This window comes from Azospirillum endophyticum, assembly GCF_016595245.1.
GTDB classification, from domain to species: Bacteria; Pseudomonadota; Alphaproteobacteria; order Azospirillales; family Azospirillaceae; genus Azospirillum; species Azospirillum endophyticum.
Genome location: NZ_JAENHM010000062.1, coordinates 1 through 16,228, shown reverse-complemented (window position 1 = coordinate 16,228; position 16,228 = coordinate 1). Strand labels below are relative to the sequence as shown.

The 16,228-nt window shown below is 65.3% G+C and carries 13 protein-coding genes and 1 tRNA gene; all 14 read right to left on the bottom strand.

Annotation, left to right across the window (positions count from 1 at the left end):
* Positions 1-409 (bottom strand): GTP-binding protein (locus tag JHL17_RS23430; RefSeq protein WP_200196888.1); only part of this gene is annotated, 409 nt, incomplete at its 3' end.
* Between the two features lie 38 nt (positions 410-447).
* Complete coding sequence (gene fusA, locus JHL17_RS23425) at positions 448-2,520, bottom strand: elongation factor G (protein ID WP_200196887.1); 2,073 nt, start codon at positions 2,518-2,520, stop codon at positions 448-450.
* Between the two features lie 27 nt (positions 2,521-2,547).
* A complete protein-coding gene (gene rpsG / locus JHL17_RS23420) occupies positions 2,548-3,018 on the bottom strand; it encodes a 30S ribosomal protein S7 (RefSeq protein ID WP_200196886.1) in 471 nt (156 codons plus the stop codon).
* 12 nt (positions 3,019-3,030) lie between these two features.
* Positions 3,031-3,402 carry a 30S ribosomal protein S12 gene (gene rpsL, locus JHL17_RS23415; RefSeq protein ID WP_012973201.1) on the bottom strand — a complete coding sequence of 124 codons (372 nt, stop codon included), beginning with the start codon at positions 3,400-3,402 and terminating at the stop codon, positions 3,031-3,033.
* A 324-nt stretch (positions 3,403-3,726) separates the two neighbouring features.
* Positions 3,727-7,899: a DNA-directed RNA polymerase subunit beta' gene (gene rpoC, locus JHL17_RS23410; protein WP_200196885.1), complete on the bottom strand. Its 4,173-nt coding sequence runs from the start codon at positions 7,897-7,899 to the stop codon at positions 3,727-3,729.
* A 103-nt stretch (positions 7,900-8,002) separates the two neighbouring features.
* Positions 8,003-12,196, bottom strand: a complete 4,194-nt coding sequence (gene rpoB / locus JHL17_RS23405; RefSeq protein ID WP_200196884.1) for a DNA-directed RNA polymerase subunit beta — start codon at positions 12,194-12,196, stop codon at positions 8,003-8,005.
* A gap of 247 nt (positions 12,197-12,443) precedes the next feature.
* On the bottom strand, positions 12,444-12,821 hold the full coding sequence (rplL, locus tag JHL17_RS23400) for a 50S ribosomal protein L7/L12 (RefSeq protein ID WP_014246882.1): 378 nt from the start codon (positions 12,819-12,821) through the stop codon (positions 12,444-12,446).
* Positions 12,822-12,879: 58 nt separating this feature from the next.
* Positions 12,880-13,404: a 50S ribosomal protein L10 gene (rplJ, locus tag JHL17_RS23395; RefSeq protein WP_098740499.1), complete on the bottom strand. Its 525-nt coding sequence runs from the start codon at positions 13,402-13,404 to the stop codon at positions 12,880-12,882.
* Positions 13,405-13,711: 307 nt separating this feature from the next.
* Positions 13,712-14,425, bottom strand: coding sequence for a 50S ribosomal protein L1 (gene rplA, locus JHL17_RS23390; RefSeq protein ID WP_200196882.1), 714 nt, complete (start codon positions 14,423-14,425; stop codon positions 13,712-13,714).
* Positions 14,426-14,429: 4 nt separating this feature from the next.
* On the bottom strand, positions 14,430-14,864 hold the full coding sequence (gene rplK / locus JHL17_RS23385; protein ID WP_045581799.1) for a 50S ribosomal protein L11: 435 nt from the start codon (positions 14,862-14,864) through the stop codon (positions 14,430-14,432).
* Positions 14,865-15,025: 161 nt separating this feature from the next.
* Positions 15,026-15,556, bottom strand: a complete 531-nt coding sequence (nusG, locus tag JHL17_RS23380) for a transcription termination/antitermination protein NusG (RefSeq protein ID WP_012973192.1) — start codon at positions 15,554-15,556, stop codon at positions 15,026-15,028.
* A gap of 3 nt (positions 15,557-15,559) precedes the next feature.
* Positions 15,560-15,757 carry a preprotein translocase subunit SecE gene (gene secE, locus JHL17_RS23375; RefSeq protein ID WP_012973191.1) on the bottom strand — a complete coding sequence of 66 codons (198 nt, stop codon included), beginning with the start codon at positions 15,755-15,757 and terminating at the stop codon, positions 15,560-15,562.
* Between the two features lie 71 nt (positions 15,758-15,828).
* Positions 15,829-15,904: transfer RNA gene (locus JHL17_RS23370), tRNA-Trp, on the bottom strand.
* Between the two features lie 193 nt (positions 15,905-16,097).
* A partial coding sequence (locus JHL17_RS23365) for an EF-Tu C-terminal domain-related protein (RefSeq protein WP_486598860.1) occupies positions 16,098-16,228 on the bottom strand: 131 nt, incomplete at its 5' end.

The following is a 16,228-nucleotide window of genomic DNA, read 5'->3' as shown; positions in this document are numbered from 1 at the left end:
TGTTCATGAACACCACCAGCGCCGGAACGCCGACCTGGCGCGCCAGCAGGATGTGCTCGCGGGTCTGCGGCATCGGGCCGTCGGCGGCCGACACGACCAGGATCGCGCCGTCCATCTGGGCGGCGCCCGTGATCATGTTCTTCACGTAGTCGGCGTGGCCGGGGCAGTCGACATGCGCGTAGTGGCGGTTCGACGTCTCGTACTCGACGTGCGCCGTCGAGATCGTGATGCCGCGCGCCTTCTCTTCCGGCGCCTTGTCGATCTGGTCGTAAGCGGTGAAGGTCGCGCCGCCGGACTCCGCCAGCACCTTCGTGATCGCCGCCGTCAGCGACGTCTTGCCGTGGTCGACGTGGCCGATCGTGCCAACGTTGCAGTGCGGCTTGTTCCGCTCGAACTTTGCCTTCGCCATGGGGTGGTCTCTCCGTTTCTCAATCGTTCCAGCGGTCTTCAGGCCACTTTGGCGCGGACACCGTCCGCGATGGCCTGTGGCACCGGCTCATAATGGTCGAACTGCATGCTGTACTGCGCACGGCCCTGACTCAAGGAGCGCAGGGAGTTCACATAGCCGAACATGGCCGACAAGGGAACCAGTCCCGTGACGATTCGCGCGTTGCCGCGCTGGTCCATGCCGGTGATCTGTCCCCGGCGGCCGTTCAGGTCGCCGATGACGTCGCCCATATAGTCGTCCGGCGTGATGATTTCGACCCGCATCAGGGGTTCCAACAACGCAGGAGCGGCTTTTGTCATCGCCTCGCGGAAGGCAGTCCGCGCCGCCAGTTCGAAAGCGAGCGGCGAGGAATCGACGTCGTGGGTCTCGCCGCCGGTCAGGGTCGCCTTGACGTCGACCACCGGATAGCCGGCGACGACACCGCTGTCCTTGGCGGCTTCCAGCCCCCTCTGCACGCCGGCGACGAAGTCACGCGGCAACCCGGCCGCGCGGTTCTCGAAGACGAAGCCGGCGCCGCGGCCGATCGCCTCCAACTTCAGGGTCACCCGCGCGAACTGGGCACGGTCGCCGGTCTGCCGGGCGTGGGTATGGTCGATCTCGGCGGAACGCAGCACGGTTTCGCGGTACGCCACCTTCGGCGTTCCGACGGCGGCATCGACGCGGAATTCGCGCTTCATGCGGTCGACGATGATGTCGAGATGCAGTTCACCCATGCCGCGGATCACGGTCTGGCCGCTCTCGCGGTCGGTCGAAACCTGCAGCGACGGATCCTCATGGCCAAGGCGATTCAGCGCCGCCGCCATCTTTTCGTGGTCGGCATCGGTGCGTGGCTCCACCACGACCTCGATCACCGGCTCGGGGACATCCAGGCGTTCCAGCACGATGGGCTTGGCCGGGTCGCAGAGCGTGTCCCCGGTCGCCGTGTGCTCCAGCCCGGCGAAGGCCACGATGTCGCCGGTGTGGGCGCGCTCGATGTCCTCGCGGCTGTTGGCATGCATCAGCAGCATGCGGCCGATCTTCTCGCGCTCGCCCTTCACCGGGTTCAGCAGCCAATCGCCGACGCTGACCGTCCCGGAATAGATGCGGCAGAAGGTGAGCGTCCCGACATAGGGGTCGTTCATCACCTTGAAGGCAAGTCCGGAGAAGGGAGCGCTGTCATTTGCCGCGCGCTCCTCCGAGCGCTCGTCGCCGACGGCATGCCCCGTCACCGCGCCGATGTCGTTCGGGGCCGGCAGATAATCCACGACGGCGTCCAGCATCGGCTGGATGCCCTTGTTGCGGAAAGCGGAACCGCAAAGCACCGGGACCACCGCGCCGGAGATCGTGCCCTTGCGGATCAGCGCACGCAGGGCTTCGGGCGCCGGCTCCTCGCCGCGCTCCAGGTAGGCGGCCATCGCCGCCTCGTCGAGGTCGAGCACGGCCTCCAGCAGAGCCTGTCGGGCGCCTGTTGCCGGTCCGGCCAAATCCTCGGGAATCTCTTGGTGTTCGAATTCGGCGCCGAGCGTTTCGGCCTTCCAGATCGTGGCGCGCATCGCAACCAGATCGACGATTCCGGAGAAGCCGGCCTCGGTGCCGATGGGAAGCTGCAGGACCAGGGGCTTGACGCCCAGCCGGTCGGCCATCATGGCGACGCAGCGGTCGAAATCGGCGCCGACGCGGTCCATCTTGTTGACGAAGGCCATGCGCGGCACGCCGTACTTGTCGGCCTGCCGCCACACGGTTTCCGTCTGGGGCTCGACCCCCGCAACCGCGTCGAAGATGGCGACGGCGCCATCCAGGACACGCAACGACCGCTCGACCTCTATGGTGAAATCCACATGGCCGGGCGTATCGATGATGTTGACGCGGTGGTCGCGCCAGAAACAGGTCGTCGCCGCCGAGGTGATGGTGATGCCCCGTTCTTGCTCCTGCTCCATCCAGTCCATGACGGCGGTGCCGTCATTGACCTCGCCCATGCGATAGGACTTGCCGGTATAGAACAGGATGCGCTCGGTCGTCGTCGTCTTGCCGGCATCGATGTGAGCCATGATGCCGATGTTGCGGTAACGGTCGAGGGCGTGCGAACGGGGCATGCAAAATCACCAGGAGAGGCGTGAACCTTACCAGCGGTAGTGCGAGAACGCCTTGTTGGCTTCCGCCATGCGGTGCGTATCTTCGCGCTTCTTCACGGCGGTGCCGCGCTGGCTGGCGGCGTCGAGCAGTTCGCCCGACAGACGCTCGGTCATCGTGTTTTCCGAACGGGCGCGGGCGGCGCCGATCAGCCAACGGATGGCCAGGGCCTGGGCGCGGTCCGAACGGACCTCGACCGGCACCTGATAGGTCGCACCGCCGACGCGGCGGGAACGCACTTCCAGGTGCGGCTTCACGTTGGCGAGCGCATCGTGGAAGACCTGAACGGGATCGTTCTTGGTCTTCGTCTCGATACGGCCGAGCGCACCATAGACGATGCTTTCAGCCGACGACTTCTTGCCGTCAAACATCAGGCAATTCATGAACTTCGTCAGGACGCGGTCGCCATACTTGGCGTCCGGCAGGACTTCACGCTTCTCGGCGCGATGACGACGGGACATCGTGAGTTCTCCTTACTTCGGACGCTTCGCGCCGTACTTCGACCGGCGCTGCTTACGATCCTTGACGCCCTGGGTATCCAGCGTGCCGCGAATGATGTGGTAGCGAACGCCGGGAAGATCCTTCACACGACCGCCGCGGATCATGACCACCGAGTGTTCCTGGAGGTTGTGGCCCTCACCAGGGATGTAGCTCGTCACCTCGAAGCCGTTCGTCAGACGAACGCGGGCGACCTTACGGAGCGCCGAGTTCGGCTTCTTCGGGGTGGTGGTGTAGACGCGAGTGCAGACGCCACGCTTCTGCGGGCAGGCCTCCATCGCGGGAACCTTGTTGCGCGCGGCCAACGGCTCGCGCGGCTTACGGATCAACTGGTTGATCGTCGGCATATCTGCCCTTCATCCCTTCAAGATCACTCGGCCGGACGAGCCGGACGAAGCAAAAGCCCGCCTGCGAAACGTTGCCGTTCCGAGCGGGCTGAATGAGCGAAAGCCGACCGGAGGACTCCGATCGGCGGGATCGGTGGATTCAAACGGACGCACGGAGAGCCCCGAGGTCCTCTGAAGTTCGCGGACTTTAGGGAAAGGCCGGGAGAGAGTCAAGGACGGTATTACAGCTTGTAGACGCTCCGACTCTCACTCGGTAGGACCCCAAGAAAAAGGGCGCGTCCCCTGCGGAACGCGCCCCCTTTCCTACTCGGTCGCTCCGGCGGATCAGGCCGCGGAGCTTTCCTCACCCGGGGTCGGCAGCGCCGGAGTTTCCTCCGGAGCGCCGGCGGCCAGGGCCGCTTCGCGGTCACGCTCGGCGGCGATCAGCTTCAGGCGGTTCACCACGGAGCCGGTGCCGGCCGGGATCAGGCGGCCGACGATGACGTTCTCCTTCAGCCCTTCCAGGTTGTCGACCTTGCCGCCGACGGCCGCTTCCGTGAGGACGCGGGTGGTTTCCTGGAACGACGCGGCCGAGATGAAGGACCGCGTCTGCAGGCTGGCCTTGGTGATGCCCTGGAGCACCGGATGACCGGCGGCGATCTGCAGACCCTCGGCCGCCGTCTTCTCGTTCTCTTCGTCGAACTCCTGACGGTCGACCTGCTCGCCCACCAGGAAGGTGGTCTCGCCGGCGTCGGTGATCTCGACCTTCTGCAGCATCTGGCGAACGATCACCTCGATGTGCTTGTCGTTGATCTTCACGCCCTGCAGTCGATAGACGTCCTGGATCTCGTTGATGAGGTAGTCGGCCAAGGCCTCCACGCCCATCACCGCCAGGATGTCGTGCGGCACCGGGTTGCCGTCCATCAGCAGATCGCCGCGCTCGACGTAATCGCCTTCCTGCACGGAGATGTGCTTGCCCTTCGGGATCAGATACTCCTTCTCGTCGCCGCTCTCCTCGTTGCGGACGACGATGCGGCGCTTGGTCTTGTAATCCTTCCCGAATTCGACGCGGCCGCTCATCTCCGAGATGATCGCGAAGTCCTTCGGACGACGCGCCTCGAACAGCTCGGCCACGCGCGGCAGACCGCCCGTGATGTCGCGGGTCTTGGACGACTCGCGAGGGATACGGGCCAGCACGTCGCCGGCGCGGACCTCGGCGCCGTTCTCCACCGACAGGATGGCGTCCACCGACATGAAGTAGCGGGCTTCCAGGCCGTTCGGCAGGGTGATCAGCTCTCCGCGCTCGTCCACCAGCGCGATGCGCGGCTTCAGGTCGGCACCGCGCGGCTGCTGGCGCCAGTCGACAACCACCTTGGAGCTGATGCCCGTCGCCTCGTCCATCACCTCGCGCATGGAGATGCCTTCCACGAGGTCGATGTAGCGGGCGGTACCGGCGCGCTCGGTGATGATCGGCAGGGTGTAGGGGTCCCACTCGGCCAGCTTGGCGCCGCGCTCGACCTTCACGCCCTCGTCGGCCAGCAGCTTGGCACCATACGGCACGCGGTGACGCGCCCGCTCGCGGCCCTGCTCGTCGAGCAGGATCACTTCGGTGCTGCGGCCCATGACGACCGGGATGCCCGACGAGTTCATGACGATGTTGCGGTTGTTGATCCGCACCATGCCATCGAACGCCGCCTCGATCTGGCTCTGCTCGGCGCCACGCTGCGCCGCGCCACCGATGTGGAAGGTGCGCATCGTCAGCTGGGTGCCCGGCTCGCCGATCGACTGCGCCGCGATGACGCCGACCGCCTCGCCGGTGTTCACCAGCGTGCCGCGGGCCAGATCACGGCCATAGCACTTGGCGCAGACGCCGTCGCGGGTCTCGCAGGTCAGGACCGAGCGGATCTTGACCGAGTCGATGCCCGACCGCTCGATGCGGTCGACCGTCGGCTCGTCGATCAGGCCGGCGTCTTCGACGATCAGTTCGCCGTTCAGCGGGTCGATCACCGCGCCGACGACCGTGCGGCCGAGGATGCGGTCGCCCAGCGGGCTGATGACCTCGCCGCCGTCGATCACCGCCTTGACGGTGATGCCGCGCTCGGTGCCGCAATCATGCTCGACGATGATGGCGTCCTGCGCCACGTCGACCAGACGGCGGGTCAGGTAACCGGAGTTCGCCGTCTTCAAGGCGGTGTCGGCCAGACCCTTGCGGGCGCCGTGGGTGGAGTTGAAGTACTCCAGCACGGTCAGGCCTTCCTTGAAGTTCGAGATGATCGGCGTCTCGATGATCTCGCCCGACGGCTTGGCCATCAGGCCGCGCATGCCGGCCAGCTGACGGATCTGCGCGGCGGAACCACGCGCACCGGAGTGGGCCATCATGTACACCGAGTTGACCTGCTTGCCGGCTTCGGTGGTCGAGATCGCCTTCATCATCTCGGAGGCGACCTTCTCGGTGCACTCCGACCAGACGTCGACGACCTTGTTGTACTTCTCGCCTTGGGTGATCAGGCCGTCGAGATACTGCTGCTCGAACTCCTTCACCCGCTCCTTCGACTCGTTGACCAGACGGCCCTTGGCCTCCGGAATCACCATGTCGTCCTTGCCGAACGAGATGCCGGCGCGGCAGGCGTGACCGAAGCCGAGCTTCATCAGGCGATCGGCGAAGATCACCGTCTCCTTCTGACCGCAATGGCGGTAGACGGCGTCGATGACGTTGCCGACGTCCTTCTTGGTCAGGACGCGGTTGATCAGCGAGAACGGCACCTTCGGGTGACGCGGCAGCAGCTCCGACAGCAGCATGCGACCCGGCGTCGTCTCGACGATGGAGATCAGCTCTTCACCCTCGTCGTCGACGCCGACGTAGCGCGCCTTGATCTTCGCATGGATCGACAGGACCTTGGCGTTCAGCGCCTGCTCGATCTCCGAGACGGTGGCGAACACCATGCCCTCGCCCTTCTCGCTCGGGCGGTCCATCGAGATGTAGTAGATGCCGAGCACGATGTCCTGAGACGGCACGATGATCGGCTTGCCGTTGGCGGGCGACAGGATGTTGTTGGTCGACATCATCAGGACGCGCGCTTCCAACTGCGCTTCCAGCGACAGCGGGACGTGCACGGCCATCTGGTCGCCGTCGAAGTCGGCGTTGAAGGCGGTGCAGACCAGCGGGTGCAGCTGGATCGCCTTGCCTTCGATCAGAGTCGGCTCGAAGGCCTGGATGCCGAGACGGTGCAGCGTCGGCGCCCGGTTCAGCATCACCGGATGCTCGCGGATGACCTCCTCCAGGATGTCCCAGACCTCGGGACGCTCCTTCTCGACCATCCGCTTGGCGGCCTTGATGGTGGAGGCGAGGCCGTACAGCTCCAGCTTGGCGTAGATGAACGGCTTGAACAGCTCCAGCGCCATCTTCTTCGGCAGGCCGCACTGGTGCAGCTTCAGCTCCGGACCGACGACGATGACCGAACGGCCCGAGTAGTCGACGCGCTTGCCGAGCAGGTTCTGACGGAAGCGGCCCTGCTTGCCCTTCAGCATGTCGGACAGCGACTTCAGCGGACGCTTGTTGGCGCCGGTGATGACGCGGCCACGGCGGCCGTTGTCGAACAGCGCGTCGACGGCCTCCTGCAGCATGCGCTTCTCGTTGCGGACGATGATGTCCGGCGCCTTCAGCTCGATCAGCCGCTTCAGGCGGTTGTTGCGGTTGATGACGCGGCGGTACAGGTCGTTCAGGTCGGAGGTGGCGAAGCGGCCGCCGTCCAGCGGCACCAGCGGACGCAGCTCGGGCGGGATCACCGGAATGACTTCCAGGATCATCCATTCGGGGCGCGACTGCGAGGCCAGGAAGGCGTCGATCAGCTTCAGGCGCTTGACCAGCTTCTTGCGCTTGGCTTCGGAGTTGGTGTCGCGCAGATCCTCACGGCAGCGCTTCTTCTCCTCGTCGAGGTCGAGCGCCGACAGCATGATGCGCAGCGCTTCGGCACCGATCGACGCGGTGAAGGCGTCCTCGCCGTATTCGTCCTGGGCGTTCAGGAACTCTTCCTCGTTCAGCAGCGAATGCAGCTTCAGCGGGGTGAGGCCCGGCTCGATGACGACGTAGTTCTCGAAATAGAGGATGCGCTCCAGATCCTTGAGCGTCATGTCGAGCAGCAGGCCGATGCGGCTCGGCAGCGACTTCAGGAACCAGATGTGCGCGACGGGGGACGCCAGCTCGATATGGCCCATGCGCTCGCGCCGGACCTTCGACAGCGTGACCTCGACGCCGCACTTCTCGCAGATGATGCCGCGATACTTCATGCGCTTGTACTTGCCGCACAAGCACTCGTAGTCCTTGATCGGGCCGAAGATGCGGGCGCAGAACAGGCCATCGCGCTCCGGCTTGAAGGTGCGGTAGTTGATGGTTTCCGGCTTCTTGATCTCGCCGTAGGACCAGGACCGGATCCGCTCGGGGCTCGCGATCTGGATGCGGATCTGATCGAAGCTCTGCGGCCCCTGAACCTGGCCGAAAATGTTCATCAACTCATTCATGACCGTCTCCCGCTGGCATCGCCGCGTTGTCGGTTAAAAGCAGTGCAATGCCCCGGACCGGTGCACACGCACCGGTCCGGGGCCTGGGTCACGTCAGACCGGCTCAGTAGTCCCGCTGATTCAGTTCGACGTTCAGGCCGAGCGAGCGCAGCTCCTTGACCAGCACGTTGAACGATTCCGGAATGCCGGCCTCGAAGTTGTCGTCGCCGCGGACGATCGCCTCGTAGACCTTGGTGCGGCCGGACACATCGTCCGACTTCACCGTCAGCATTTCCTGCAGCGTGTAGGCGGCGCCATAGGCTTCCAGCGCCCAGACCTCCATCTCACCGAAGCGCTGACCGCCGAACTGGGCCTTGCCGCCCAGCGGCTGCTGCGTGACCAGCGAGTAGGGGCCGATCGACCGGGCGTGGATCTTGTCGTCCACCAGGTGGTGCAGCTTCAGCATGTAGATGTAGCCGACGGTGACCTTGCGATCGAAGGTCTCGCCGGTGCGGCCGTCCACCAGCGTCGACTGGCCCGACCGGTCGAAACCGGCGCGTTCCAGATGGACGCAGATGTCCTCCTCGCGGGCGCCGTCGAAGACCGGCGTCGCGAAGGGCACGCCCTTGCGCAGGTTGCCGCCGAGCTCCAGCAGCTCGCCGTCGGTCATGTCGGCGATGTCCTCGTTGTAGGTCACCTCGCCATACGCCGACTTCAGCGTGCCGCGCAGGGCCTCCAGCTGGGGAGCGCCTTCCGCCTTCTGGCGGATCGCCAGACGGTACTGGTCGACCGCCCGGCCGATCTGCTTGCCGAGACCCGAAGCCGCCCAACCGAGATGGGTTTCCAGGATCTGACCGACGTTCATGCGCGACGGCACACCCAGCGGGTTCAGCACCAGATCGACGGGGGTGCCGTCTTCCAGGTAGGGCATGTCCTCCTGCGGGATGATCCGCGAGACGACACCCTTGTTGCCGTGACGGCCGGCCATCTTGTCGCCCGGCTGCAGCTTGCGCTTCACCGCGACGAAGACCTTGACCATCTTCATGACGCCCGGCGGCAGCTCGTCGCCGCGCTGCAGCTTGTCGACCTTGTTCTCGAAGCGGTCCTGCAGGGCCTTGATCGAGTCGTCGAACACCTTCGCCAAGTTCTCGACGGTCTCCATCACCTGCTCGTCGGCGATGGCGATCTGGCGCCACAGGCCCTTCGACAGGCCGGCCAGCACCTCGTCGGTCAGGACCGTGCCGCCCTTCATGCCCTTGGGGCCGGACTGCGCGGTCTGGCCGAGCAGCACTTCCTTCAGGCGGGTGTAGAAGCTGCGCTCCAGGATGCCGCGCTCGTCGTCGCGGTCCTTGGCCAGCTTCTCGATCTCGGCGCGTTCGATGGCGAGCGCGCGCTCGTCCTTGTCGACGCCGCGGCGGCTGAACACGCGGACCTCGACGATGGTGCCGACGACGCCCGGCGGCAGGCGCAGCGAGGTGTCGCGGACGTCGGAAGCCTTCTCGCCGAAGATGGCGCGCAGCAGCTTCTCTTCCGGCGTCATCGGGCTTTCGCCCTTCGGCGTCACCTTGCCGACCAGGATGTCGCCCGGACGGACCTCGGCGCCGATATAGACGATGCCGGCCTCGTCGAGGTTCTTCAGAGCCTCCTCACCCACGTTCGGAATGTCGCGGGTGATTTCCTCCTGGCCCAGCTTGGTGTCGCGGGCCATGACCTCGAACTCCTCGATATGGATCGAGGTGAAGACGTCGTCCTTGACGATGCGCTCGTTGATGAGGATCGAGTCCTCGAAGTTGTAGCCGTTCCACGGCATGAACGCGACGAGCACGTTCCGGCCGAGCGCCAGTTCGCCGAGATCGGTCGACGGACCGTCGGCCACGATGTCGCCGGCGTTCACCCGGTCACCGACCTTCACCAGCGGACGCTGGGTGATGCAGGTGTTCTGGTTGGAGCGCTGGAACTTCAGCAGATTGTAGATGTCGACGCCCGGCGCCGTGCTGTCCGAGCTGTCGGTGGCGCGGACGACGATGCGGGTCGCGTCGACCTGGTCGACGATGCCCGAGCGCTTGGCGACGATGGTCACGCCGCTGTCGCGGGCGACGGTCGCCTCCATGCCGGTACCGACCAGCGGCGCGTCGGCCTTCACCAGCGGCACCGCCTGGCGCTGCATGTTCGAGCCCATCAGCGCGCGGTTGGCGTCGTCGTTCTCCAGGAACGGGATCAGCGCCGCGGCGACGGACACCAGCTGCTTCGGCGACACGTCGATCAGGTCGATCGCCTCGGGCCGGAACATCAGGTATTCACCGCCCTGGCGGCAGGACACCAGATCGGCGGCGAAGCTGTTGTCGGTGTTCAGCTCGGCGTTGGCCTGGGCGACGACGTAGCGTCCCTCCTCCATCGCCGACAGATAGACCACCTCGTTGGTGACCTTGCCGTCGATGACCTTGCGGTAGGGGCTCTCGATGAAGCCGTACTGGTTCACGCGGGCATAGGTCGCCAGCGAGTTGATCAGACCGATGTTCGGGCCTTCCGGCGTCTCAATCGGGCAGATGCGGCCGTAGTGCGTCGGATGCACGTCGCGCACCTCGAAGCCGGCGCGCTCGCGGGTCAGACCGCCCGGGCCGAGCGCCGAAAGACGACGCTTGTGCGTGATCTCGGACAGCGGGTTGGTCTGATCCATGAACTGCGACAGCTGCGACGAACCGAAGAACTCACGCACGGCGGCGGCCGCCGGCTTGGCGTTGATCAGGTCGTGCGGCATCACCGTGTCGATCTCGACCGAGCTCATGCGCTCGCGGATCGCACGCTCCATGCGCAGCAGGCCGACGCGGTACTGGTTCTCCATCAGCTCGCCGACCGAGCGGACGCGGCGGTTGCCGAGATGGTCGATGTCGTCGATCTCGCCGCGGCCGTCCTTCAGGTTCACCAGAACCTTCAGGATCTCCAGGATGTCCTCCTTGCGGAGCACACGCATCTGGTCGTCGGTCTGGAAGTTCAGGCGCGCGTTCATCTTGACGCGGCCGACGGCCGACAGGTCGTAGCGCTCGCTGTCGAAGAACAGGCCGGAGAACAGCGCCTCGGCCGACTCCAGGGTCGGCGGCTCGCCCGGACGCATGACGCGGTAGATGTCGATCAGCGCGTCTTCGCGGCTGGCGTTGCGGTCCGCGTTCATCGTGTTGCGGATATAGGCGCCGACGTTCAGATGGTCGATCGCCAGCACCGGCAGCTCGTCGACGCCGGTCTTCTCCAGCTTGTCGAGGTCGCTCGCCGACAGCTCGTCACCGGCTTCGAACAGGACTTCGCCCGTGCGCTCGTTGATGATGTCGACGGCGAGATAACGGCCGGTCAGCTCCTCGGTGGAGACCTGCTGCTCGGTCAGCCCGGCCTCGACCAGCTTCTTGATGACGCGCGGGGTCATCTTGGTGCCGGCCTCGGCGACGATGGCGCCGGTGGCGGCGTCCACCAGGTCGGAGATCAGCTTGACGCCCTTCATCCGGTCGGCGCTGAACGGGGTCTTCCAACCGCCGGCCGAACGGGTGTAGGTGATGGTGTCGTAGAAGTAGTTGAGGATCTCTTCCTTGGCCATGCCCTGCGCCTCGTAGGGCAGCAGGTCCTTGCGGTTGGCCTTGCGCTCGGCGCGCAGCGCCTCGGTGTCCGCGCCGTCCAGGGCGAACAGCAGCGTGGTGGCCGGCAACTTGCGGCGGCGGTCGATGCGGACGTAGACGAGATCCTTGGCGTCGAATTCGAAATCGAGCCAGGAGCCGCGATAGGGGATGACGCGGGCGGCGAACAGATACTTGCCCGACGCGTGGGTCTTGCCCTTGTCATGGTCGAAGAAGACGCCCGGGCTGCGGTGCATCTGCGAGACGATGACGCGTTCGGTGCCGTTGATGACGAAGGTGCCGTTGGCCGTCATCAGGGGCATGTCGCCCATGTAGACGTCCTGCTCCTTGATGTCGCGGATCGAACGGAGACCGGTGTCCTCCTCGACGTCGAACACGGACAGGCGCAGGGTCACCTTGAGCGGGGCGGCGAAGGTCATGCCACGCTGCTGGCACTCCTCGACGTCGTATTTCGGCTGCTCAAGCTCGTACTTGACGAAATCCAGCACCGCGCGGTCGGAGAAGTCCTTGATCGGGAACACCGACTTGAAGACTTCCTGCAGGCCCAGGTTCGCCCGCTTCTCCGGGGCGACGTCCATTTGCAGGAAGTGGTCGTACGAGCTCCGCTGCACCTCGATGAGGTTCGGCATCTGGGTGACTTCCGGGATGCGCCCGAAGCTCTTCCGAACACGTTTACGACCCGTAAAGGATTTGGCCATGGATGTCCCCAAACGTCTGTACGTGATGCGCGATTTACCGACCGTTCAACCGACCACCGAAAACGGACGACGCTGTCGACCGGTGCCGTGGGCGCCCGCGCGGGCCCTCCCCTTGATGGGGACGGAAAGAACCGGGCCGGGCAAGCCCGGTCCGGCGGAAGGCAGAAAACGCCGTGCGGCGGCAGGCCCCTTGGGGGACCGGCCGCCGTCCGGCGTGGAACTGTATGATCCGTAACGCAACAAGGTCTTACTTAATATCGACCTTGGCGCCGGCCTCTTCAAGCTGCTTCTTGATCTTGGCGGCCTCGTCCTTCGTGGCGCCTTCCTTGACCGGCTTCGGAGCACCCTCGACCAGGTCCTTGGCTTCCTTCAGGCCCAGGCCGGTGATGGCGCGGACTTCCTTAATCACGTTGATCTTCTTGTCGCCGGCATCGGCGAGGATCACCGTGAATTCGGTCTGCTCTTCGGCGGGAGCGGCAGCGGCAGCGGCCGGGCCGGCGGCGGCGACGGCCACCGGAGCGGCGGCGGAGACGCCCCACTTCTCTTCCAGGAGCTTCGACAGCTCGGCGGCTTCCAGGACGGTCAGGGCCGACAGATCGTCGACGAGCTTCTGCAGATCAGCCATGTTACTACTCCAAACGACTTGAGTTCTGGGGATGTAAAAAACGAGTGACTAGGCCTGGTCAGGCCGCCGCCTCGTCGTCCTTCTTCGCGTAGGCAGCAAGCACGCGGGCGACCTGGCCGCCCGGAGCCTGGAGGACACCGGCGATACGGGTCGCCGGGGTCTGGATCATGCCCACGAGGCGGCCACGCAGTTCGTCCAGCGACGGGAGCGAGGCGAGGGCCTTGACCCCCTCCGCGTCCAGAATCTGGGTACCGAGGCTGGCGCCGACGATCTTGAGCTTCTCGTTGGTCTTCGCGTAGTCGGCCACCACCTTGGCGGCCGCAACGGGATCCTTCGAGTAGGCGATCGCCGTCGGTCCCTTGAAGAGACCGTCCAGACCCTCGAACTGCGTCCCCTGAAGGGAACGACGGGCGAGCCGGTTCTTCGTCACTTTGAAGCTGGCGCCAGCAGCCCGAACCTTCGCACGCAGGTCGGTGACTTCCTTCACCGTCAGGCCCAGATGGTGGGTGACCACCACCAGGCCCGTGTCCTGGAGCTTCGATTGCAGAGCCGCGATCGTCGCTTCTTTTTGTGTACGATCCACGGATCGCCTCCTTGTACAGAGGTTTACATGGACCCCCTGCCCTTGCGGGCCGGAGGTCCGGCGAACCTGTCCCAGAAGTTCAAGCCGTTCCTGAACCGGTGATCCCGCCTTGGCGGGAGCCGGAATGGTCAACGGGTTCAACTCCTGTCTGCGCCGGTGAATTTTAAGCCCTCGCCTTCCGGAGAAGGAGCGGACACCTGCGGTCTCGGACAGGGGTGGGTGAGTTCTCCGCCGGGGCCGAGCCCCCTTGGATCATCCACCCGATCGCCGCCGGCCCCCGAGGGCGCCAGCGGCGAAAGTCGGTCGATTACGCCGCGGCGCCGGCCGCGGCCGACACGCTGGCGAGATCGAGCTTCAGGCCCGGGCCCATCGTCGACGAGAGCGAGACCTTCAGCAGGTACTGGCCCTTGGCGCCGGTCGGCTTGGCACGGCTGATGGCATCGACGAAGGCACGGATGTTCTGGACCAGCGCCTCTTCCGAGAAGCTGACCTTGCCGACGCCGGCGTGGACGATACCGGTCTTCTCCGCACGGAACTCCACCGCGCCGGCCTTGGCGGCCTTGACGGCGCCGGCGACGTCGGGGGTCACGGTGCCCAGCTTCGGGTTCGGCATCAGGCCGCGCGGGCCGAGCACCTTGCCGAGCTTGCCGACCACGCCCATCATGTCGGGCGAGGCGATGCAGCGGTCGAAGTTGATGTTGCCGGCCAGGATCTGTTCGGCGAGGTCGTCGCCGCCGACCACGTCGGCGCCGGCGGCCAGGGCCTCATCGACCTTGGCGCCGCGGGCGAACACCGCCACGCGGACGGTCTTGCCGGTGCCGTTCGGCAGGTTCACGACGCCGCGGACCATCTGGTCGGCGTGACGCGGATCGATGCCGAGGTTCATCGCGATCTCGATGGTCTCGTCGAACTTGGCCTTGGCGGCGCCCTTCAGCAGGGTGACGGCCTGTTCCAACGAGTAGAAGGAGTCGCGGTTGACGTTCTTGTAGGCGTCGGTCAGACGCTTGCCCAGCTTCGCCATAGGATCAGCCCTCCACCACTTCGAGGCCCATCGAGCGGGCGGAACCGGCGATCATGGTCGCGGCGGCTTCCACGTCGTGCGCGTTCAGGTCGACCATCTTCTTCTGGGCGATCTCGCGGATCTGCGAGGTCGTGACCTGGCCGACGAAGCCGCCCTTGCCGGGGGTCGTCGAGCCCTTGTCCTTGCCCGAAGCCTTCTTGAGGAAGTAGCTGACCGGCGGGGTCTTGGTCACGAAGGTGAAGGTGCGGTCGCCGAAGGCGGTGATGACCACCGGAATCGGCATGCCGACTTCCAGGTCCGCCGTCTTGGCGTTGAACGCCTTGCAGAACTCCATGATGTTCAGGCCGCGCTGACCGAGCGCCGGGCCGATGGGCGGCGACGGGTTGGCCTTGCCGGCCGGAACCTGCAGCTTGATGTAACCGACGATTTTCTTCGCCATCTCACAACCTCCTGGGACGACGCGTCACGCCCTTGACCGGCTGGTCCGGCGCGGCGTCGCGGGGTTTTGCGGTTCGGCCATGGCGAGCCTCCCGCAACAGAATGGAGCCACCGGTGCAGGCACCGGCGGCTCCGACTCGAAACGTTGTTGGAACCTTGTACTCAGATCTTCTCGACCTGCGTGTATTCCAGTTCGACCGGCGTGGAACGACCGAAGATCGATACCGCCACCTTGAGGCGGGACTTCTCCTCGTCGACTTCCTCGACGACACCATTGAAGGAGGTGAAGGGGCCGTCGCTCACTCGCACCTGCTCGCCCACCTCGAAGGTGATCGACGGCTTGGGGCGCTCAAAGCCTTCCTGCACCTGATGGATGATCCGCTCGGCCTCGCGCTGGGAAATCGGCTGCGGCTTGCCGCCGCCGCCCAGGAAGTCGGTGACCTTCGGCGTGTTCTTCACCAGCGACCAGGATTCGTCGGTCAGGTCCATCTTGACGAGGACGTAGCCGGGGAAGAACTTCCGTTCCGTGTTGATCTTGGAACCCCGGCGCACTTCGACCACTTCTTCGGTCGGGACCAGGATTTCCTCGAACTTGTCTTCCAGACCCTTCTGAGCCGCCTTTTCGCGGATGGCCTGGGAGACCTTCTTTTCGAAACCCGAATAGACGTGAACGACGTACCAGCGCGCTGCCATGTCTCAGCCTCCCAGCCCAAGGATCAAGCGGACGGCAACCGCCAGCACCTGATCGACGACGAGGAAGAACAGGGCGGCCACGACGACCATGACGAAGACCATGGCGGTGGTGATGCCGGTTTCCTTGCGGGTCGGCCAGGTGACCCTGGCTACCTCGCGGCGGACCTCGCGCGCGAATTCTGCGGGATTGACTTTAGCCATCGTGCGAACCGTGCGAGCTCCGGAGCGACTGTGAGGGCGCCGCTTTTACCCTAACCGTTATTGGGACGGGATGGCAGGAGTGGAGGGGATCGAACCCCCAACCCCCGGTTTTGGAGACCGGTGCTCTACCAATTGAGCTACACTCCTATCTCCGTCCGGCCACACCTTTCGGCGTGGGACGCCGCTTAAAGCATTCTTTCGGCGGCGGTGTCAAGGCCTTTCGACCTGACTTTAGGAATAACTTTTCAGAACGGCTTTCCGGAAGCCCAACCGTACTCTTCAGCCAGATGGAACTCCCCCGCCGAACCTAAGGTCCGGCGGGGGAGGCAGGCTTATAGCATCACTCGACGATCTTGGCAACGACGCCGGCACCGACGGTGCGGCCACCCTCGCGGATGGCGAAGCGCAGACCTTCGTCCATGGCGATCGGGGCGATCAGCGTCACTTCCATGGCGACGTTGTCGCCCGGCA

What these genes read in the sequence shown, in the direction of transcription:
- secE (WP_012973191.1), bottom strand. Translation starts at nt 15,757, where the DNA reads ATGGCTAAAGTCAATCCCGCAGAATTCGCGCGCGAGGTCCGCCGCGAG.
- rplA (WP_200196882.1), bottom strand. Translation starts at nt 14,425, where the DNA reads ATGGCGAAGCTGGGCAAGCGTCTGACCGACGCCTACAAGAACGTCAAC.
- rplK (WP_045581799.1), bottom strand. Translation starts at nt 14,864, where the DNA reads ATGGCGAAGAAAATCGTCGGTTACATCAAGCTGCAGGTTCCGGCCGGC.
- rpsL (WP_012973201.1), bottom strand. Translation starts at nt 3,402, where the DNA reads ATGCCGACGATCAACCAGTTGATCCGTAAGCCGCGCGAGCCGTTGGCC.
- rpsG (WP_200196886.1), bottom strand. Translation starts at nt 3,018, where the DNA reads ATGTCCCGTCGTCATCGCGCCGAGAAGCGTGAAGTCCTGCCGGACGCC.
- rplL (WP_014246882.1), bottom strand. Translation starts at nt 12,821, where the DNA reads ATGGCTGATCTGCAGAAGCTCGTCGACGATCTGTCGGCCCTGACCGTC.
- nusG (WP_012973192.1), bottom strand. Translation starts at nt 15,556, where the DNA reads ATGGCAGCGCGCTGGTACGTCGTTCACGTCTATTCGGGTTTCGAAAAG.
- rpoC (WP_200196885.1), bottom strand. Translation starts at nt 7,899, where the DNA reads ATGAATGAGTTGATGAACATTTTCGGCCAGGTTCAGGGGCCGCAGAGC.
- fusA (WP_200196887.1), bottom strand. Translation starts at nt 2,520, where the DNA reads ATGCCCCGTTCGCACGCCCTCGACCGTTACCGCAACATCGGCATCATG.
- rpoB (WP_200196884.1), bottom strand. Translation starts at nt 12,196, where the DNA reads ATGGCCAAATCCTTTACGGGTCGTAAACGTGTTCGGAAGAGCTTCGGG.